Raw genomic sequence first — 18,199 nt, 5'->3', positions numbered from 1 at the left:
ACGCCCTCGGATTCGCACCAGTCCTCATCGGTGTATCAGCCGGTTACCAGCATTCTCTGATCGTCGCGACCCATGGCAATCAAAAGGGGCTCTGCCTCCTGTCGGGCCTGAAACGCAGCCTTGTCGGCCATGCCCTGCCAATTTGCCAGAACCAGTGATTGCGCGACCGCGCCACCAAGCGTTGCGCCCGGCCCGGTGACAATGAACAGATCGGGGGCAAACTCGCGCGCGGCGGTCTGCACTGCACGTGAAAAGTCATAGGTTTCCGTGACCTGATGCCCCAGCGTGTAGTACCAAAGCGCCTCTGTGTCGGTTGCACCGGGCCACCAGATCTTGCCGCGTCCGTCGATCAGCGGCAGATCCGGCTGAGCGAACAGTTCCTGGCCAAGCAGGGCACGGCCCCTGGCTGCAACCGGTGCCTGAAGCCCGGTATGGAACGCCGCGTGATTTGCCAGTCGCATAGGAAACCGTTCCTGCACCACCGGCTGCGACTGCTCAAACGCTTTCAGCCCGTTTTCGTTGCCCGCCAGCACAAGCATTCCCCCCAGATCAATGGAGAGTGCCAGATCGTGGCCGTTCAACGCATCAATTCGCGCCACATCCGTCAGCAACTCTGCCTTCCGCGCAGGATCGTTCACCCAATCGTCACCCACAAACGGATACACCAGCTGACCGCCAATCAGCTGTTCCTGCATGAGGGTTCCCATCGTGGTAACCACCCGGAACCCATCCTGCGTGCTCAGCGCGCGCGCGGCGGCCAAGGCGATATACCACCCCATCGAATTGCCGGTTACGGCCACAATTTCGATATCGTCCGAAAGCGACTGAGCATCCGCAAGCGACGCCGCATAAATCAGGGGCGAGGCCACATCGCCTCTGGAGTACTTGCCGACCGTGTAGCGCTGAGCGCCATCCAGCGCCGTGACACCTTCCTGACCCGCTTCGGCGCGAATGGCATCAAACGCGGCGAACATGTTCATCCGATCCGAATGGTGTCGGTGCAGATAACCCAGTTCGGGCTTGTTATAGGTACCCCGTCCGGGGCAGATCACAACGGCGGTTCGGGTCATGGCTGCGCTCCGGTCAGCTTCAGTGCAGAGGCGACGATACCATCTTTGGACGGCAGCGGCGCGGCATAGGCGGGGCCCGTCGCTATGAAACAATCTTCGGCCACGACGCGGGCGGTTGGTATCCCGTCACTTTCTTCGCGGAAGAACGTCATCAGCGCTTCGGACTGGCTTCCGGTCCTGCGGCATTCGTCCACGATCAACACATGCCGGCACGATTTGGTAGCCTGCCGCAACGCGTCCTCCGGAAGGGGGGCCAGCCAGCGCATATCGATGACACGCACGCTCAGCCCTGCGGCCTCCAGTTCGGGCAAGGCCTGCCGCGACAGGTAATATCCGTTGCCATAGGTCACGATCGCAAGATCGGTTCCTTCGCCATGTACGCCCACGTCCCCCAACGCAATTCTCTGGTCGGGCGAAGGATAGGTCGTCATCCAACCGCCATCCTGCGGTGCATGCAGATCCCGCATCGGATACAGCGCGATGGGTTCCAGGAACACCACCACCCGTTGCTCTTCCCGGGCCAGACGGGCGCACTCGCGCAACATTTTCGCGGCATCCGCTCCGTTCGACGGGCAGGCAATGATCACACCCGGAATGTCCCGCAACACGGCCAGCGAGTTGTCGTTGTGGAAATGCCCCCCAAAGCCTTTCTGGTATCCAAGGCCCGCAATCCGCAGAACCAACGGGTTCGAGAACTGCCCGTTCGAGAAAAACGGCAGAGTCGCCGCCTCGCCCCGGATCTGGTCCTCGGCGTTGTGCAGATAGGCGAGGAACTGAATTTCCGGGATCGGAATGAACCCGTTGTGCCCCATTCCGATCGCCAGCCCCAGGATGGATTGCTCGTCCAGAAGGGTGTCGATGACCCGATCCGGTCCGAACCGTTGCTGCAGCTTCTGTGTCACGCCATAGACACCGCCCTTGCGCCCGACATCTTCGCCCATGCAGACGATCTCGCGATGTTCCAGCATCAGATCGGTCAGTGCCCAGTTGATCAGGCGGCTCATTGGTTGCGGTTCATCCATTGCCCGCATATCTCCGCCAAACGTCGTGGATCGGGCCCCGGCGCTGGGGCCGTTTGTGGGTTTGCAGACGCGTTTTGGTGGGACCAGGCTGGCCACAACGTCTTCGGCACTGGCCAGATGAGGGCGGGTCGCGGCCTCGGCGGCGATCCGGTCAGTACGGGCGCAGGTCTGGTTATAGATTTTCAATGCCTCGTCCGGCGTCAGGGCCCCGGCCTGATCCAGCAGGCGAACGGTATGCAGCAAGGGATCGTTGGCTTCATCCGCCTCGACCTCGGATTTGCTGAGATAGGTTGTCGGCACATCCGCCCCCGCATGGCCATAAAGACGAACCGTTTTCAGATGCAGGAAAGCCGGCTTGCGGCGCGTCCGGACATATTCGGCTGCTTCCTGTGCCACGGCATAGGTCTCGAAAATATCCAGCCCGTTGGCCTGAAAGTACTTGATGCCCGGCCGATGCTCCATCGAGGCCTGAATCCAGCCTTTTGGCGTCTTCACTGAAATACCGATGCCGTTGTCCTCGCAGACAAACAACAAGGGCAGCGGCGTTGACTGCACGCTGGTCCAGCCGGCCGTGTTGATTGCACCCTGTGCAGTCGAGTGATTGGCCGACGCATCACCGAAGGAACACATGGCGATCCCGTCTGCGGGCAGGTCCCGATGCTCGGGGTCATGACGCCGGGCGGTACCCAGCGAATAGGCCGCGCCCACGGCCTTGGGCAAATGACTGGCAATGGTCGAGGTCTGCGGCGGTATCATCAGCGCCCGGGATCCCAGCACCTTGTGCCGGCCGCCTGACGTCGGATCCTCTTTCGAGCAGGCAAAGCTGAGAAGCATGTCCCAGGCGATCTGCTGACCCGGAACCTGTTCAGCCCGCGCAATCTGAAACGCGGCATCGCGGTAGTGCAGAAAGGCAATGTCGGTCGGCCGAAGCGCGTGGGCCACGGCCGCCATGCCTTCGTGCCCTGAAGAACCGATGGTATAAAACCCTTGGCCGGCCTTCTGCATCGCCCGGCTTGTCCGGTCCAGCGCTCGGCTGAGAACCTGCGATCGGTAGAGCGAGACAGCCTCGGGCCCGCTCAGCCCCGGATGCGGCGGCGCGCCTTCGGGCAAGTCGCGACGGGCGACGCGGTTCAGGAAGTTGTCGTGAACGATCTGGGCGCGGTCCATTGCAAATCCCCGGTCTTTGAATTCAAATCTTTTCGACGGCGGCCGCGATGCGGCTCAGCCCTTGTTGCAGGCTTTCGGTGGCATAGGCAAAAGAAAGCCGCAGATGCCCCGGCATCCCGAAGGCCCGCCCCGGGACCAGCGCGACACCCGCTTCGTCCAGCAGGTAACGGCAAAATTCGTGATCGACCGGCATTTCATGTGGAGTTTCGGGGAACACATAAAACGCCCCGTCCGGTACCGCACATTTCATCCCCGCCGCATTCAGACCACGGACCACCAGATCACGGCGCACCTGCATTTCGTTGCGCCGGTCCACCAACAAATCCTGCGGTCCGGTAATCGCAGCCAAAGCCGCAGCCTGCGCGACCGAACACGCACCCGAAGTGATCTGCCCCTGCACCGCGATCATCGCCTTGATCAAGGGTTCAGGCCCAATACCCCAGCCGATCCTCCAACCGGTCATCGAATAGGCTTTGGACACGCCGTTTACAGTCAGCGTCCGGTGCGCAAGCTCGGGCAAGGCCTCGACAAACGGGGAAAACGGCACATAGGACAGATGCTGATAAATCTCGTCAGCAATGACCCAGACCTGCGGATGACGTTGCAACACCGCGCCCAAAGCCTGCAATTCCGCCTTGGAATAGACTGCTCCCGTCGGGTTTGACGGCGTATTGAGCAGCAGCCAGCGCGTGCGCGGCGTGATCGCCGCCTCCAACTGTGCGGGCAAGAGTTTGAAATCTTGCTGTTTCGGGCACTTCAGCACCACAGGCACACCGCCCGCCAGCCTTACCATGTCTGCATAGCTGGTCCAGAACGGGGCCGCGGTGATAACTTCGTCGCCCGGGTTCAGGGTCGCCATCAGCGCGCCGGACAAAACCTGCTTGGCACCTGTCGACACGATGACATTCGCGGGTCCGACCCCCGCTTGGCCTGCAACCGCGGCACGCAGGGCCGGTGTTCCCCCCGTGGCCGGGTATCGTGTCTGACCCTGAACAGCAGCAAGATGCGCGGCCTCGACCACGTGCGGCGGCGTGGGAAAGTCGGGTTCTCCGGTGCTGAGAGCGATCACATCCACGCCCTCGGCCCGAAGACGCGCCGCATGTTCGGAGATCTGAACGATTTCCGAAAGCTCTATCCCGTCGAGTCGCTCGGCCCGGTGAAACTCGGCCACTGTTTCTAGACTGCCCATATGCGAGAATCCCGTTACCCATCAGCCTGCCCTGTATCGGGCTAGCGCCTTCGCAATGCCAGTGATATTCCATCCGAAAGGTATGAGGATTCGTTATATGATTGCGCCGCGCCGTTTTCTGCCTTCGATCCCGTCGTTGCTGGCGCTGGAAGCGGTTGATCGCCTCGGCAGCGCCTCGGCAGCGGCCGAGGAACTGTCGCTGACACAAAGTGCGATCAGCCGTCAGCTCAAGACCATGGAGGAGCAGCTGGGCGTCGAACTGATCCAGCGCACGCAGATGCGCCTGCATCTGACACCGGCGGCCAAGGAATATGTCCAGATTGCCCGAACCGCACTGCACCAGCTTGCGCAGGCCTCTCTCAAGCTCAAGGCAAACCCGACGGGCGGATCGCTGAGCCTGTCCATTCTGCCCGCGTTTGGCATGCATTGGCTGGCCCCCCGGCTTCAGGATTTTGCACGCCGTCACCCCGAAGTGACCGTGAACCTGAATACCCGCCTCAGACCGTTTGACTTCCAGACCGAGCATTTCGATGCCGCCATCCATTTCGGACAACGGGACTGGCCCGGCGTCAATTACCTGCCCATCATGCGGGAAGACATTCTGCCTGTCTGCGCCCCGGATCTTCTGCCAAAGATTCAGGACAGTATAGAATGGCTGACGTCGGCCCCATTGCTGCACATCGAAACCCGCCCCGACGCGTGGGAGCAATGGTTCGCAATACAGGGACACCCCGTCAAAGGCCTGACCGGAATGATGTTCGATCAGTTCTCAACCATGATTCAGGCCACAATCCACAGGCTGGGTGTCGCACTGCTTCCCAGCTATCTGGTTGCCGAGGATCTCAGGAAAGGCAGGCTGTCGCTGGCGTGGCAGGGTCCGCCGGTCAGCCTGGGTGACTATTACCTGGTGTGGCCGCAGCACCGACCTGCCGCAACACCGCTTGTTTCTTTCCGCGCCTGGCTTGAGGGGCAGGTCGCAACACCACCGGATTAAGCGGCTGGACCGCTGTCAAAGGAGGCCGAAATGGACGACAAGATCACCATTCGCGAAACGCGCGCACCAGATCGGGCGCAGATTCTGGAATTGTACCCTGATGCGTTCCCGGACGAAGATCTGACACCGCTGGTCGCGGAACTTCTGACGCTGGAACAGGATATCCTGTCATTGGGTGGATTTACCGGTGATCGGCTGGTGGCCCATGTCCTTTTCACCACCTGCCGGACGGAGAACGACCCGGCACCGGGGGCCCTGTTGGGGCCGCTTGCCGTTTCATCGGACCTTCAGCGACAGGGGATCGGCACACGGCTGGTCAACGCAGGCATCAGCAAGCTTGAGACACTCGGGCATCTGCAGGTCTATGTGCTTGGTGATCCGCAGTATTACAGCCGTTTTGGGTTTCTTGCGGAAGACCGGGTATCCACGCCCTATCCCATTCCAACGGAATGGGCCCCGGCGTGGCAGTCCCTGCACATCAACCGGAACCAGACAAAGGCGTCTGGCGTTCTGCGCCTGCCAGATCCCTGGATGAACCCCGCTTTGTGGGGCTGACCCATCTGCTGTCACGAACGCAGCGCGCCCCGGCGCGCTGCGCGGCCCGGCGCGCTGCGCGGCCCAACAGGAGGAGGTGTTCCGCAAGGAACATTGACGACTGGCGGGAGCGTTCAGGACTCAGACGTCCAGGGAACGGGCGATGAGCTCCTTCATCACCTCATTTGTCCCGCCGTAGATCATCTGAACCCGCGCATCCGCATAAAGGCGGGCAATCGGATACTCCATCATGAACCCGTATCCACCAAACAGTTGCAGGCATTCATGCATGACCTCGTTCTGAACCTCGGAGCCCCAGTACTTCACCATTGACGCCGTGGCCGCATCCAGTTCGCTCGCTTCAAGCTTTCCGATACAGTCATTCACAAAGCTGCGCAGAACTTCGGCCTTGGTCTTGCATTCGGCCAGCTTGAATCGCGTGTTCTGAAAATCCATCACGCGCTGGCCAAAGGCTTTTCGTTCCTGCGTGTATTTCACCGTTTCCGCGATGGCGAAGTCGATCGCGCCCAGTGCCATGATGCCAATGGTCAGACGCTCCCAGGGCAGCTGCTTCATCAACTGATAAAAGCCCTGCCCCTCTTCCGGGCCGATCAGGTTCGTCATCGGAACCTTGACGTCCTCAAAAAACAGCTCGGCCGTGTCGTTGGCCTTCATACCCAGTTTCTTCAGGTTGCGGCCCCGACGAAACCCCTCCGCGCCGTCGGTTTCAACCGCAATCAGGGACACCCCTTTGGACCCCTGCGATTTGTCGGTCTTGGCCACCACAATGACAAGATCGGCGGTCTGGCCATTGGTGATGAAAATCTTGGATCCGTTGATCCGGTAGGAATTACCATCCTTCTCGGCCGTGGTTCGCACCGCCTGCAGGTCTGACCCGGTTCCCGGCTCGGTCATGGCAATGGCGCCGACCATCTCGCCGCTGGCCAGTTTTGGCAGCCATTTCTGTTTCTGATCTTCGCTGCCATAGGTGGTGATGTAATGGGTTACGATGGACTGAATTCCAAATCCCCATCCGGCATCGCCTCGTGAAGCCTGTTCGTAAAGCGTGACCGAGTCGAACCCCATGCCGCCGCCGACGCCGCCGTAAGCCTCGTCAATCGAGCCCGCCATCAGGCCGGTTTCGCCCGCTTTCGTCCAGAAGGCGCGATCAACGATCCCCTGATCGACCCAGCGATCAATGCTCGGGACAAGCTCGTCATCCATGAACCGGCAGGCCATTTCGGCAAACATCCGGTGTTCGTCGGTGACCCATGCGGCGGTCGAAGTGAAAAGCGACATATCGTATTCTCCGGTCTTTGATAGTCCGATGCTATCCCCGGCCCCGGATTCTTCCAATCCGGGTGACGCCGCGTTCTCAACCCTTGCTACGCGACGTTCCTTTGCGCGATCTGGCGTCTGACTTGCTCATCAAACCCGGTCATGTCAGCGCGTGGTCCAGCAGAACCTGCGCCGCCTCCTTTGCATCCTGTGCAGGGTCGCATTTTTTCAGAAGAACCGCCGTCACAATCGCGCCCTCCTGCAAAAGCAGCAGCTGGCACCCCAGACTTTCAGGATCACGAACCCCGGCCTTGCGGCACAGATCGGTCATGTAGTCCAGAAGCAACCGCTTGTGCTCGGCCGCCTGAACGTGGATCGGGTGGTCTTTTTCCTGATACTCCGCCCCGGCCTTGATGAACATGCAGCCGCGGTATTTGTCTTCCTCGAACCATTCCTTCAGCACATCGAAACTGGCGATCAGCTGACCGGCGGGCGTTTCTGAAAGGTCTTCAATCCTTCGGACGAACCAGTTTCGGAAGTTTTCATCTCGCAGGCGCAATGCCGCAAGGATCAACTCCTCCTTGGTGCGGAAATGCTTGTACATCGATGTTTTGGATACGCCTGTTTCAACCACCAGCTTGTCCATTCCGGTGGCATGAAAACCGTCCCTGTAGAAAACCTCCAAGGCCTTGCGGACAAGCTCATCACGTTTGTTGGGGCGCATTCCTAGCTCCTGATTGTACTGATCAGTACATATACACTTTCTAAAGAGGCTTCAATGACAACAAGTAACATATTGTTTTGTAACACTATTACCAAAGCCAGGAGAGTGAAGTCGAATATTTTGAAAAAATGGGCTTGAAAAAATGTACCGATCTGTACATCTTATCATCAAGATTGACCGATCTGTACACCAAAGGATTTCACCGATGCGACGCCGTGCCAGCCTATTTTCACCGCAGTACGTTCCCTTTCTTCTGACTCTGGCGCTGATCACGGCCGCCTTAACCTGAAAGCCTGAAATATGAACCGCCCCCCTTTGCCGCCCTTCACGCATGAAACGGCCACCCGGAAAGTGCGCATGGCGGAAAACGCCTGGAACAGCCGCGACCCGGACGTCGTAACGCCCGCCTACACGGAAGACAGCCGCTGGAGAAACCGCGCCGAGTTCCTGAGCGGGCACGCCGAGATTCACGCGTTTCTGACACGAAAATGGGCCAAGGAGCTTGATTACCGCTTGATCAAGGAATTATGGGCCTATCGCGACAATCGCATCGCTGTACGGTATGCTTATGAATGGCACGACGACAGCGGTCAGTGGTTCCGGTCATATGGCAACGAAAACTGGGAATTTGCTGAAGGCGGCCGAATGGCCTCGCGCCACACGTCGCTGAATGATCTGCCGATCACCGCAGAACAACGCATGTTCCACTGGCCCGCAGGACAGCGCCCCGACGACCATCCCGGCCTGTCTGATCTGGGTCTCTGAAAGGACAGCCCATGCCACGCGCGTTTTCCGAACTGACCTTCACCCCCGCCGTTCGCGCCCATCAGGAGAGGATGGGTTCGGCGCGAAGCTATGCCAAGTTCCTGGACAGCGGTCCGCAAAAAGGACACCTGATCGGAGAGGCTGAAAAGGCATTCATTCAGGCCCGCGATAGTTTTTACCAGTCCACTGTATCCGAGACCGGTTGGCCCTATGTTCAATTCCGCGGCGGTCCTGTCGGGTTCCTGAAGGTGCTGGGGTCGCAAACCATTGGATACGCTGATTTTTCAGGCAACAAACAGTACATTTCACGCGGGAATTTGGACGGCAACGACCGGATTGCCCTGATCCTGATGGATTATGCCAATCAGCGCCGTCTGAAGATTCTGGGACGGGTCGAATTCACCGAAGGCGAAGCCGCAGCCGCCAGGCTTTACCCAGACAATGCCCAAGCCCCCGCCGAGCGCGCAGTGATCATCAAGGTCGAGGCCTTGGACTGGAACTGCCCCCGCCACATCACCCCTCGTTTCACCGAGGCCGAGCTTCGGCCTCACCTGAATTCGCTTGGTCAGCAACTGGCGCAGCTTCAGGCCGAAAACGAAAAGCTCAGGCAGCAATTGGCAGAGCGATCCTGAACACAACGTCAACAACGCTCCTTACCCTTGAATTAGAACAAGGAATTACCCGAATGATGCGATCAACAATGAATTTGGCCAGCGCGCTGTTAGCTGGCATCGTTTTTTCACTGGCAGTGATTTCATTTGGGTTCTTTGCCTCGCCCGAAGCGGTTCGAACGTCTCCGCCCGCGGCGTATAATTCGCTTCTGCTGATACAGTTTGAAACCAGGTAATGCCGAACCGTCTAGGGGTTTGCGGATCGAACAAGCGCTTCGATCCCTGCCGCGCAAAAATCGATCAGTTCATCGGTCCCAGCAAGTTGCCCGCCTTGTGACAAGGCATCCACCCGCCATGCACTGTTGAGATGCGCCAGAACTGCAGACACCGAATACACCTGCCCGCTGGCCAGCAAAGCGGCATCGACCTTCGTGTACAGCGCCGCGATTTCCGCAATGAAACGCCGCGCCGTTGGGTCGAAGCATTCCGCCGCGATGGCGCGCCAGCGCGGGTCCACAGACACATGCGCCACCAGACGCCCATAGGCCATCCATCCCGCTCCGCCCGTTTCGGCTAACGTAATGTAAGGCCGAATGAAGCAGTCCAGAACACCGCGCAGTGTTGGCTGACCAGCTTCTTTCAACGCGTTCAGGGCGTCCAGCCGGAATTGGGCCAGTTCATCCGCGCGACGCGCAACGGTCTTGTGAAACAACTCTTCCTTGCCGCCTCCGTGGTGATGCACCAACCCGACTTGCACACCGGCTTTGGCCGCGATGTCCCTGATCGACGCCCCTTCGAATCCGCGATCGGCAAACAGCGCCTCGGCCGCGTCCAGAATGCGCGCCCGGGTCTGCAGCGATCGTTTCGATGGTGCCCTTTGTCGTTTTATTTCAGTCACTTTGGCGGTCATGAAAATCATCTTGCCTTATTTTGTACGATCGTTCAACTTAAGCCGTGCGAACAGGGGAGAGTTCATGTCAGTAAAGCGCGAGGCATTCGCCCTGATCGGGGCGGGCCCGATGGGGTTGGCTGCGGCCAAGGTGCTAAAGGAACAAGGTATTCCATTTCAGGGGTTCGAGTTGCATTCGGATGTCGGTGGTCTGTGGGACATTGATGCCCCCAGATCAACCATGTATGAGACTGCACACCTGATCTCGTCAAAGCGGATGACGGAATTTACCGACTTCCCGATGGAGGATGGAGTCGCCGAATATCCGTCGCATCGGGCAATGCGGGACTATTTTCGCGCCTTTGCCGACCACTTCGATCTGCGCAAACACTTCATTTTCAATGCCGAGGTAACAGAAGCCAAACCGCTGGGCGCACCCGGCGATGGCTGGCGCGTTTGCTGGCGGGATCAGGACGGGGAACATGAGGCCGAGTTTGCCGGTGTTCTGATCGCCAACGGCACCCTGTCCGAACCTAACATGCCGCAGTTCGCAGGCACCTTTGAAGGCGAACTGATCCACGCCTCGCAATACAGGTATCCTCAACAGTTCGATGGCAAACGCGTGCTGATCGTGGGCGCAGGAAACTCGGGTTGCGACATTGCGGTGGACGCCATTCACCATGCCGTGCGCTGCGATCTGTCGATGCGGCGGGGGTACTATTTCGTTCCGAAGTACGTGTTTGGGAAGCCAGCTGATACGATGGGCGGAATGATCCGCCTGCCCATGTGGCTGAAGCGCAAGATCGACAGCCTGATCCTTGGGTGGTTCGTCGGCGATCCGCAGAAATACGGCTTTCCCAAACCGGACTACAGACTGTACGAGAGCCATCCTATCGTGAACTCACTGGTGCTGTACCACGCGGGTCACGGAGATCTGCGCGTTCGGCCCGACATTCAGCAGATCGACGGCAAAACTGTGCATTTCACAGATGGCGGCAGCGAAGACTATGATATGATCCTCGCCGCGACCGGGTACAAACTGCATTACCCGTTCATCGACCCGGATCTGCTGAACTGGCAGGGCGATGCGCCGCATCTTTACCTCAACTCCATGCATCCGGACCGCGACGACCTGTTTGTTCTGGGCATGATCGAAGCGACCGGTCTGGGCTGGCAGGGACGCCACGAGCAAGCCGAGATGGTGGCGCGCTATATAAAAGGTATTCAGAGCGGCTGCACCGCGGCGGCCGAACTGAAAGCCACAAAACAAAAATCCTATGAGCGCGCCACCGGGGGCATGAACTACCTCAACCTCGCCCGCATGGCGTATTACGTGGACAAGGCGACCTATCGCAAAGCGGTTACCGGCTGGATCGACGAGCTCAGGAAAGCCGCTCCATGACCGGCATCGATGAGATTACCCTGAACTTCAGCCCTGCCTCTCTGACATTGCTGAATGGCATTCTTGCAATCGTGATGTTTTCGATTGCAATCGACCTGACCCCGCAGGATTTCAACCGTCTGCGCCGGGCGCCCAAGCCTGTGATTGTGGGGCTGACCTCACAATTCGTGGTGCTGCCTGCGCTAACGTTTGTACTGGTCTGGCTGGCGGCCCCGCGTCCTTCGATTGCTCTGGGGTTGATCCTTGTCGCAGCCTGTCCCGGCGGCAATATTTCTAACTTCATAACGCATCGTGCTGGCGGCAATGCCGCCCTGTCCGTATCGATGACTGCATTCGCCACGATCGGGGCAATCGCAATGACCCCGTTCAACATTGCGTTTTGGGGCGGGCTTTATCCACCGACCCGGGAAATCCTTCAAAGAACGGCAATCGACCCCTGGCAGATTGCGATCATCGTGGGGCTGATGCTGATCCTGCCTCTGGTGCTCGGCATGGCGCTGAACCAGCGCCGTCCGGATCTGACCGCGCGGTTGCGGACACCACTGCAGTACCTGTCCATGGGCATCTTCGTTACGTTCATCATTCTTGCTCTGGCGGCCAACTGGGACTTTTTCCTGAGCTTTGCCGGAGCCGTCGCCGGGCTTGTGATCATTCACAATGCGCTGGCTTTGGGGGGCGGTTGGGTTGTGGCCACTCTGACCCGGCTGTCCCCCTATGACCGCCGTGCCATAACGATCGAAACCGGTATTCAGAATTCCGGCCTCGGGCTGGTCCTGATATTCGCGTTCTTCAACGGATTGGGCGGCATGGCCGTTGTGGCAGCCTTCTGGGGCATCTGGCACGCGATCTCAGGGATTGCGCTGGCAACTGCCATGGCCCGGACCGAGGCGGCCCGATGACCCGCATCCTGATTACCGGTGCCGCCGGAACAGTCGGGCGCGCCCTTCTGGCCGAAGTCCGAGACCTTGCTGTATTTGCCACAGACCTGAACCGACCGTCCGACCTGCCCGAAGACATCGCGTTTCTGCATCTGGACGTGACCACTGACGAAGCGGCCCGTGTGATCGCAAAGGTGAAGCCGGAAGTCATCGTTCATCTGGCCTCGATTGTGACACCACCGCCCGGAATGGGCCCCCAGAAAGCGTTTGATGTGGATGTCACAGGCACAAAAAACGTGTTGAACGCTGCAATTTCCAATGGCGTTCGGCGGCTGGTCGTCACGTCGTCGGGCGCTGCCTACGGCTATCACCCGGATAACCGCGTCCCGCTGCGCGAAAAGGATCCGCTGCGTGGCAATGCCGAATTTCCCTATGCCGACCACAAACGGCAGGTCGAGGAGATGCTGGCCGAGGCCCGTCAACGTGCGCCGCAGCTTGAGCAGGTTGTCCTGCGCGTGGGCACTGTACTGGGGGAAGGCACGGACAATCAGATTACGGCGCTGTTTCACAAACCTCGCCTGCTGGCGGTGTCCGGCAGTAACAGTCCCTTTGTCTTCATCTGGACCCGCGATCTGGCGCGTATACTGAAACGTGCGGCGACAGATGGACCGGCCGGTATCTTCAACGTGGCCGGCGACGGAGCGCTGGGAATAACAGAACTGGCGCACCTCCTGAACAAACCTGTTTTGCGCCTGCCTGCGTGGGCGATCCGATCAGTCCTGAGCCTTGCCCGCCCCCTTGGCCTGTCGCGATACGGACCGGAACAGGTGCGATTTCTGCAATACCGGCCGGTGCTGGACAACACTGCGCTGAAAACCGATTTCGGATACACCCCGGAAAAGACCAGCGCCGAGGTATTCGCGCTGTGGAAAGGATGGGCGGGGCTATGAAAACAGCGGTGATATCCGGCGGCGCAGGTGGGCTGGGTCGGGCCTTGTCAGCGGAGCTTCAGCGGCGGGGCTGGCGTGTTGTCCTGCTGGATCTGAATGTTTCAGATCTTACGGCGACCCCAACACAGCTTCCGATCGGGTGCGACCTGACGAAACCCGAGCAGTTGCAGGAAGCGGTCCTTGAGACCATCAAATCCAGCGATGGCATCGATCTGGTCATCTACAATGCAGGTGTCACCCAGATTCGCGGGTTTGACGTTTCCGATGATATCAGCCATCGCAAACTGTTCGAGATCAACTATTTCGCCGCCGTCGCAATGGCGCGCGCGTTTCTTTCGGAACTTCGCAAAACGCAGGGCACGCATCTGGCGATCTCGTCGGTCGCGGGCTTCGCGCCGCTTTATCATCGTACGGCCTATGCTGCCTCGAAACATGCGCTTGAAGGGTTTTTCAAATCGCTTCGATCCGAAGAGGGGCCGCACGGCGTCAGAGTGCATATTGCCGCGCCGTCCTTTGTTTCCACCAATCCCGGCAATGCCGAAACGCAGGCAGATGGAATGGCACGTCCCGGCTCGGCATCCGATGAAATGGACGCAATGAGCCCCGAAAAAGCCGCCGAGGTCATCCTGCGGGGGTTGGACAGGTCCAAGCCCATGATCCCGGTCGGGCGTGTTGCGCGCATTGCGTGGTGGCTCAACAGTTTGTCGCCGCGCCTGTATCAGCGACTGATGGAACGGAACATACGCGGATCCTGAATTCGGACAAAAAACCATTCGAACCCCTTGACCTTCCCGTGACTGGAACCCCCATGTGCAGGGAAGAACTTATGTCGGGACGAGTCGGATGGCTGAACTGAAAACACTGCAACTCAGGATCACGGGCATGGGATGCGCTTCCTGTGTCGGACGTGTGGAAGCGGCGCTGCGGGGTGTTTCCGGCGTCACTGACGCTTCTGTCAATTTCGCAACGGAAACGGCACAGGTTTCAATCGAAGGCCCCTTGGCAACGCTGGTTCAGGCGTTGGACAGCGCTGGATACCCGGCTGCAACCCAGCAAGCGACGCTGAGAATCGAGGGGATGAGTTGCGCCTCATGCGTGTCCCGGATTGAACGGGCCTTACTGGCCAGCCCCGGTGTCATTGATGCGCAGGTCAACCTGGCGACCCGGACAGCACTGGTCTCCTACCTCGAAGGGACGACGACCCCCGAGGCACTGGCGCAGGTGTCGGACGGAATCGGGTATACCGCGCATGTCGACCAGGGGAATGCGCCTGATCCCAAGCCCGCCGATAAATCGGACGAGATGAACCTCCTCCGTCGCTCGACCCTGCTGGCGGCGGTTCTGGCGTTACCGGTTTTTGTGCTTGAGATGGGCGGACACATGGTCCCTGCCTTCCATCATTGGGTACAGGCAAATATCGGCGCGCAAACCAGCCACATGATCCAGTTTCTTCTGACCGCAGTTCTGCTGGTTGGCCCCGGTCGTGTCTTTTATGCAAAAGGCGTCCCGTCCCTGTTGCGTGGTGCGCCCGATATGAATGCGCTGGTTGCTCTCGGCACAGGCGCGGCTTTTCTTTATTCGGTCATCGCCACCTTCGCGCCTGGATTACTGCCGCAAGGAACGGCGAATGTTTATTTCGAAGCGGCCGCCGTCATCATCGTGCTGATCCTTTTGGGACGCCTGTTGGAAGCGCGCGCCAAGGGTCGAACAGGTGCTGCGATCCGCAGGTTGGTTGGATTGCAGCCGAAAACGGCGCGGGTTGAAAGGAACGGCATGGTCGCTGACCTTCCCGTCGCAGACATTGTAGTGGGCGACATCCTGCAAATCCGCCCGGGCGAGCGCGTTCCGGTGGATGCCGAGGTGCTGGACGGCACGTCATATCTGGACGAAAGCATGATCACCGGCGAACCCGTGCCGGTCGGGAAATCCGCCGGAGACACCGTGGTCGGCGGCACGGTCAACGGCACCGGGGCGCTGCGCGTCCGTGCCATACGCGTGGGGGCAGACACCGTGCTGGCCCAGGTCATACAGATGGTTGAAAAGGCGCAGGGCGCGAAACTGCCAATTCAGGGTCTTGTCGACCGTATAACCTATTATTTCGTTCCTGTGGTCATTGCGGTGGCAATGCTTACAATCGCGCTGTGGCTTGTTTTTGGTCCCGAACCCGCACTGCCCCTGGCGCTGGTTGCGGGCGTTTCGGTGCTGATCATAGCCTGCCCCTGCGCGATGGGGCTGGCAACACCGACCTCAATCATGGTCGGCACCGGGCGCGCGGCCGAATTGGGTGTTCTGTTCCGCAAAGGTGATGCCCTGCAGCAATTGCAGCAGGCGCAGGTCATTGCTTTTGACAAAACCGGAACGCTGACTTTGGGCCGGCCCGAGCTTGACGGCATTATCCCGGCCAACGGATCTGACCCAAAAAAAATGCTGCGCCTTGCCGCCGCGCTTGAGGCACGGTCCGAACATCCAATTGCCACCGCGATCACGAGGGCCGGTCCACCGGATTTGCCTGAGCTGTCCGGGTTTGAATCGATGACCGGGCTTGGCGTGCGCGCCGAGGTCGAAGGACAGGACGTCATGATCGGCTCAGCGAAGCTGATGATGCAAAACGGAATAGACATTGACGATCTGAGGGCCGAGGCGGACAGGCGCGCGGCATCGGGGGCCACGCCCTTGTATGTTGCCATTGACGGCGCGGCAGCGGCCTTGCTTGCCGTATCCGATCCGGTCAAGCCGGGAACAAAAGAAGCGTTGGCGCAGCTTCGCGACATGGGGCTGAACCTTGCAATGATCACTGGCGACAACGCCCGCACCGCGCAGGCGCTGGCCGATGAGTTGGGCATTGACCATGTCGTGGCCGATGTTCTGCCCGATGGAAAACTTTCCGCGGTCACCGAACTGCAGGACAGTCTTGGCGTGTTAGCCTTTGTTGGCGACGGGATCAACGATGCGCCGGCGCTGGCTGCTGCAGATATCGGCCTTGCCATTGGTACGGGAACGGATGTGGCAATCGAGACGGCAGACGTCGTTTTGATGTCCGGCGATCTGCGGGGCGTCGTGAACGCCTTGGAAATCAGCCGCCGGACTATGCGCAACATCCGCCAGAACCTCGGCTGGGCCTTTGGCTACAACACGCTGCTGATCCCCGTCGCCGCGGGTGTTTTGTTTCCGTTTGGCGGGCCGCTGCTGTCCCCTGCGCTCGCGGCGGGGGCGATGGCCTTGTCCAGCGTCTTTGTTGTGACCAACGCACTGCGTTTGCGGCGGGTGAGCGTCGGCGCGCCCGTACCCTCTGCAATCCCAACAACCCAATCGGTGACACCATGAATATCGGAGACGTTGCCAGCCAGACCGGTCTGCCCGCCAAAACCATCCGGTATTACGAGGATATCGGACTGATCAGGCCCATGCGTGATGACAACGGCTATCGCAGGTTTCGCGAACAGGACGTGCACAAGCTGATCTTTCTGGGTCGCGCCCGCGCGTTGGGGTTTACCATAGGCGATTGCAGGACACTGCTGGCCCTTTACGAAGATGAGACCCGCGCCAGTGCTGATGTCAAAAAGGTCGCGCGCGATCACCTGGCGCAGATCGAAATCAAGATTGCGGATCTCAACGCCATGCGTGACACGCTAAGCCACCTGATTGATGCCTGCGCCGGAGACAATCGGCCCGACTGTCCAATCCTCAGCGATCTGAGCCGCAAAAGCTGACACGGGGTTGCCCTTTGCCCGCAGCTTTGCTTTGTCTCTGCTGAACATTCCGGCCCGCCACCAGACGGATGCAGGGTCGGACAGCTGGGAGGATCACCTGATGGCAAAACTCGCGTTCCTAGGTCTTGGTGTCATGGGTTATCCCATGGCTGGCCACCTGCAGGCAGCAGGGCATGACGTTACCGTTTACAACCGCACGGCAAAACGGGCCGAGGCCTGGGTTGATCAGCACGGCGGCGCAATGGCGGGAACCCCGGCGGAGGCTGCTCAAGGCGCGGAACTGGTCTTTGCCTGTGTGGGCAATGATGACGACCTGCGCGCGATCTGCACCGGCGAGAACGGCGCTTTTGACGGCATGTCGCAAGGTGCCGTCTTTGTCGATCACACCACGGTATCCGCCAAAGTGACGCAAGAGCTTGCATCGGTTGCGGGTGATAGGGGATTTGCCTTTGTGGACGCGCCCATTTCGGGTGGCCAGTCGGGCGCCGAGAACGGCGTTCTGTCCATCATGTGCGGCGGTGCGCAAAACGCCTATGACAAGGCCGAGCCGGTCATGCAGGTCTATTCGAAGATATGCCGCCGCATCGGCGACAGCGGCGCGGGCCAGTTGACGAAGATGAGCAACCAGATCGCCATCGCCGGTGTTGTGCAGGGGCTGAGCGAAGCCCTGCACTTTGCCGAAAAAGCCGGGTTGGGTGGCCGTGCCGTGATTGAGGTGATCAGTCAGGGTGCCGCCGGAAGCTGGCAGATGGAAAACCGGCATGAAACGATGCTGGACGATCATTTCGACTACGGGTTCGCGGTGGACTGGATGCGGAAAGATCTGGGTATTTGTCTGGACGAGGCAAACAGGAACGGCGCGTCGCTGCCGCTGACGGCATTGGTTGATCAGTTCTACAAGGACGTTCAGAAACTGGGCGGCGGGCGCTGGGACACCTCTTCCCTGATCAAACGCTTGCGCGCGCTGGACTGAAGGCAAGGCGGCTGCCCCGTTTTGCCGTAAGCGGCAGTTCACC

Annotated in this window: 17 protein-coding genes; 11 read left to right on the top strand and 6 right to left on the bottom strand. The window is 59.6% G+C overall.

Translation table 11 applies throughout. The features are described from left to right. Positions 1–35: 35 nt before the first annotated feature. Genes ACR0JW_RS16935 through ACR0JW_RS16925 form a run of 3 tightly spaced genes read right to left on the bottom strand, consistent with a single transcriptional unit; the run spans position 36 to position 4,448 of the window. Positions 36–1,070: an ACP S-malonyltransferase gene (locus tag ACR0JW_RS16935; RefSeq protein WP_170682175.1), complete on the bottom strand. Its 1,035-nt coding sequence runs from the start codon at positions 1,068–1,070 to the stop codon at positions 36–38. Next, complete coding sequence (locus ACR0JW_RS16930; protein ID WP_170682176.1) at positions 1,067–3,259, bottom strand: thiamine pyrophosphate-dependent enzyme; 2,193 nt, start codon at positions 3,257–3,259, stop codon at positions 1,067–1,069. Before ACR0JW_RS16930 ends, ACR0JW_RS16935 begins: the two co-directional genes overlap by 4 nt. A 22-nt stretch (positions 3,260–3,281) precedes the next feature. After that, positions 3,282–4,448: a pyridoxal phosphate-dependent aminotransferase gene (locus ACR0JW_RS16925; RefSeq protein ID WP_170682177.1), complete on the bottom strand. Its 1,167-nt coding sequence runs from the start codon at positions 4,446–4,448 to the stop codon at positions 3,282–3,284. Between the two features lie 97 nt (positions 4,449–4,545). Here ACR0JW_RS16925 and ACR0JW_RS16920 point away from each other — a divergent pair, with 97 nt between their 5' ends. Both ACR0JW_RS16920 and ACR0JW_RS16915 read left to right on the top strand, forming a co-directional pair. Then, a complete protein-coding gene (locus ACR0JW_RS16920) occupies positions 4,546–5,442 on the top strand; it encodes a LysR substrate-binding domain-containing protein (RefSeq protein ID WP_170682243.1) in 897 nt (298 codons plus the stop codon). Between the two features lie 30 nt (positions 5,443–5,472). Next, a complete protein-coding gene (locus tag ACR0JW_RS16915; protein WP_170682178.1) occupies positions 5,473–5,997 on the top strand; it encodes a GNAT family N-acetyltransferase in 525 nt (174 codons plus the stop codon). 120 nt (positions 5,998–6,117) lie between these two features. Here the strand turns inward: ACR0JW_RS16915 and ACR0JW_RS16910 are convergent, their stop codons facing one another. Next, complete coding sequence (locus ACR0JW_RS16910) at positions 6,118–7,275, bottom strand: acyl-CoA dehydrogenase family protein (RefSeq protein ID WP_480714232.1); 1,158 nt, start codon at positions 7,273–7,275, stop codon at positions 6,118–6,120. Positions 7,276–7,414: 139 nt separating this feature from the next. Further along, the gene (locus tag ACR0JW_RS16905; RefSeq protein ID WP_170682180.1) at positions 7,415–7,978 is read right to left on the bottom strand and encodes a TetR family transcriptional regulator; all 564 of its coding nucleotides are present in this window, start codon (positions 7,976–7,978) and stop codon (positions 7,415–7,417) included. A 300-nt stretch (positions 7,979–8,278) separates the two neighbouring features. Between ACR0JW_RS16905 and ACR0JW_RS16900 the strand changes: the two genes are divergently transcribed. Beyond that, a complete protein-coding gene (locus ACR0JW_RS16900; RefSeq protein ID WP_170682181.1) occupies positions 8,279–8,743 on the top strand; it encodes a nuclear transport factor 2 family protein in 465 nt (154 codons plus the stop codon). Between the two features lie 11 nt (positions 8,744–8,754). After that, positions 8,755–9,375, top strand: a complete 621-nt coding sequence (locus ACR0JW_RS16895; protein WP_170682182.1) for a pyridoxamine 5'-phosphate oxidase family protein — start codon at positions 8,755–8,757, stop codon at positions 9,373–9,375. A gap of 226 nt (positions 9,376–9,601) precedes the next feature. Here ACR0JW_RS16895 and ACR0JW_RS16890 read toward each other — a convergent pair whose 3' ends face one another. Then, on the bottom strand, positions 9,602–10,264 hold the full coding sequence (locus tag ACR0JW_RS16890) for a TetR/AcrR family transcriptional regulator (protein WP_480714231.1): 663 nt from the start codon (positions 10,262–10,264) through the stop codon (positions 9,602–9,604). Positions 10,265–10,328: 64 nt separating this feature from the next. Between ACR0JW_RS16890 and ACR0JW_RS16885 the strand changes: the two genes are divergently transcribed. The 7 genes from ACR0JW_RS16885 to ACR0JW_RS16855 all read left to right on the top strand — a co-directional run bounded on the left by ACR0JW_RS16885 (position 10,329) and on the right by ACR0JW_RS16855 (position 18,156). Further along, on the top strand, positions 10,329–11,645 hold the full coding sequence (locus ACR0JW_RS16885; RefSeq protein WP_170682184.1) for an NAD(P)-binding domain-containing protein: 1,317 nt from the start codon (positions 10,329–10,331) through the stop codon (positions 11,643–11,645). Beyond that, entirely contained in the window at positions 11,642–12,544 is a 903-nt protein-coding gene (locus tag ACR0JW_RS16880; RefSeq protein WP_170682185.1) for a bile acid:sodium symporter family protein, read from the top strand. The genes ACR0JW_RS16885 and ACR0JW_RS16880 overlap by 4 nt, the downstream gene beginning before the upstream one ends. Beyond that, entirely contained in the window at positions 12,541–13,473 is a 933-nt protein-coding gene (locus ACR0JW_RS16875) for an SDR family oxidoreductase (RefSeq protein ID WP_170682186.1), read from the top strand. Before ACR0JW_RS16880 ends, ACR0JW_RS16875 begins: the two co-directional genes overlap by 4 nt. Continuing rightward, a complete protein-coding gene (locus ACR0JW_RS16870) occupies positions 13,470–14,228 on the top strand; it encodes an SDR family NAD(P)-dependent oxidoreductase (RefSeq protein ID WP_170682187.1) in 759 nt (252 codons plus the stop codon). Before ACR0JW_RS16875 ends, ACR0JW_RS16870 begins: the two co-directional genes overlap by 4 nt. 88 nt (positions 14,229–14,316) lie before the next feature. Beyond that, complete coding sequence (locus ACR0JW_RS16865) at positions 14,317–16,797, top strand: heavy metal translocating P-type ATPase (protein ID WP_170682188.1); 2,481 nt, start codon at positions 14,317–14,319, stop codon at positions 16,795–16,797. Beyond that, positions 16,794–17,183: a Cu(I)-responsive transcriptional regulator gene (cueR, locus tag ACR0JW_RS16860; protein ID WP_170682189.1), complete on the top strand. Its 390-nt coding sequence runs from the start codon at positions 16,794–16,796 to the stop codon at positions 17,181–17,183. Before ACR0JW_RS16865 ends, cueR begins: the two co-directional genes overlap by 4 nt. A gap of 100 nt (positions 17,184–17,283) precedes the next feature. After that, the gene (locus ACR0JW_RS16855) at positions 17,284–18,156 is read left to right on the top strand and encodes an NAD(P)-dependent oxidoreductase (protein WP_170682244.1); all 873 of its coding nucleotides are present in this window, start codon (positions 17,284–17,286) and stop codon (positions 18,154–18,156) included. Positions 18,157–18,199 lie beyond the last annotated feature (43 nt).

This window comes from Ruegeria sp. BG6, from assembly GCF_056538465.1.
This window is presented reverse-complemented; position numbering and strand designations above follow the sequence as displayed.

Bases quoted from the DNA above. Each gene is read 5' to 3' on its own strand.
- ACR0JW_RS16935 (WP_170682175.1), bottom strand. From the start codon at position 1,070: ATGACCCGAACCGCCGTTGTGATCTGCCCCGGACGGGGTACCTATAAC.
- ACR0JW_RS16930 (WP_170682176.1), bottom strand. From the start codon at position 3,259: ATGGACCGCGCCCAGATCGTTCACGACAACTTCCTGAACCGCGTCGCC.
- ACR0JW_RS16925 (WP_170682177.1), bottom strand. From the start codon at position 4,448: ATGGGCAGTCTAGAAACAGTGGCCGAGTTTCACCGGGCCGAGCGACTC.
- ACR0JW_RS16920 (WP_170682243.1), top strand. From the start codon at position 4,546: ATGATTGCGCCGCGCCGTTTTCTGCCTTCGATCCCGTCGTTGCTGGCG.
- ACR0JW_RS16915 (WP_170682178.1), top strand. From the start codon at position 5,473: ATGGACGACAAGATCACCATTCGCGAAACGCGCGCACCAGATCGGGCG.
- ACR0JW_RS16910 (WP_480714232.1), bottom strand. From the start codon at position 7,275: ATGTCGCTTTTCACTTCGACCGCCGCATGGGTCACCGACGAACACCGG.
- ACR0JW_RS16905 (WP_170682180.1), bottom strand. From the start codon at position 7,978: ATGCGCCCCAACAAACGTGATGAGCTTGTCCGCAAGGCCTTGGAGGTT.
- ACR0JW_RS16900 (WP_170682181.1), top strand. From the start codon at position 8,279: ATGAACCGCCCCCCTTTGCCGCCCTTCACGCATGAAACGGCCACCCGG.
- ACR0JW_RS16895 (WP_170682182.1), top strand. From the start codon at position 8,755: ATGCCACGCGCGTTTTCCGAACTGACCTTCACCCCCGCCGTTCGCGCC.
- ACR0JW_RS16890 (WP_480714231.1), bottom strand. From the start codon at position 10,264: ATGACCGCCAAAGTGACTGAAATAAAACGACAAAGGGCACCATCGAAA.
- ACR0JW_RS16885 (WP_170682184.1), top strand. From the start codon at position 10,329: ATGTCAGTAAAGCGCGAGGCATTCGCCCTGATCGGGGCGGGCCCGATG.
- ACR0JW_RS16880 (WP_170682185.1), top strand. From the start codon at position 11,642: ATGACCGGCATCGATGAGATTACCCTGAACTTCAGCCCTGCCTCTCTG.
- ACR0JW_RS16875 (WP_170682186.1), top strand. From the start codon at position 12,541: ATGACCCGCATCCTGATTACCGGTGCCGCCGGAACAGTCGGGCGCGCC.
- ACR0JW_RS16870 (WP_170682187.1), top strand. From the start codon at position 13,470: ATGAAAACAGCGGTGATATCCGGCGGCGCAGGTGGGCTGGGTCGGGCC.
- ACR0JW_RS16865 (WP_170682188.1), top strand. From the start codon at position 14,317: ATGGCTGAACTGAAAACACTGCAACTCAGGATCACGGGCATGGGATGC.
- cueR (WP_170682189.1), top strand. From the start codon at position 16,794: ATGAATATCGGAGACGTTGCCAGCCAGACCGGTCTGCCCGCCAAAACC.
- ACR0JW_RS16855 (WP_170682244.1), top strand. From the start codon at position 17,284: ATGGCAAAACTCGCGTTCCTAGGTCTTGGTGTCATGGGTTATCCCATG.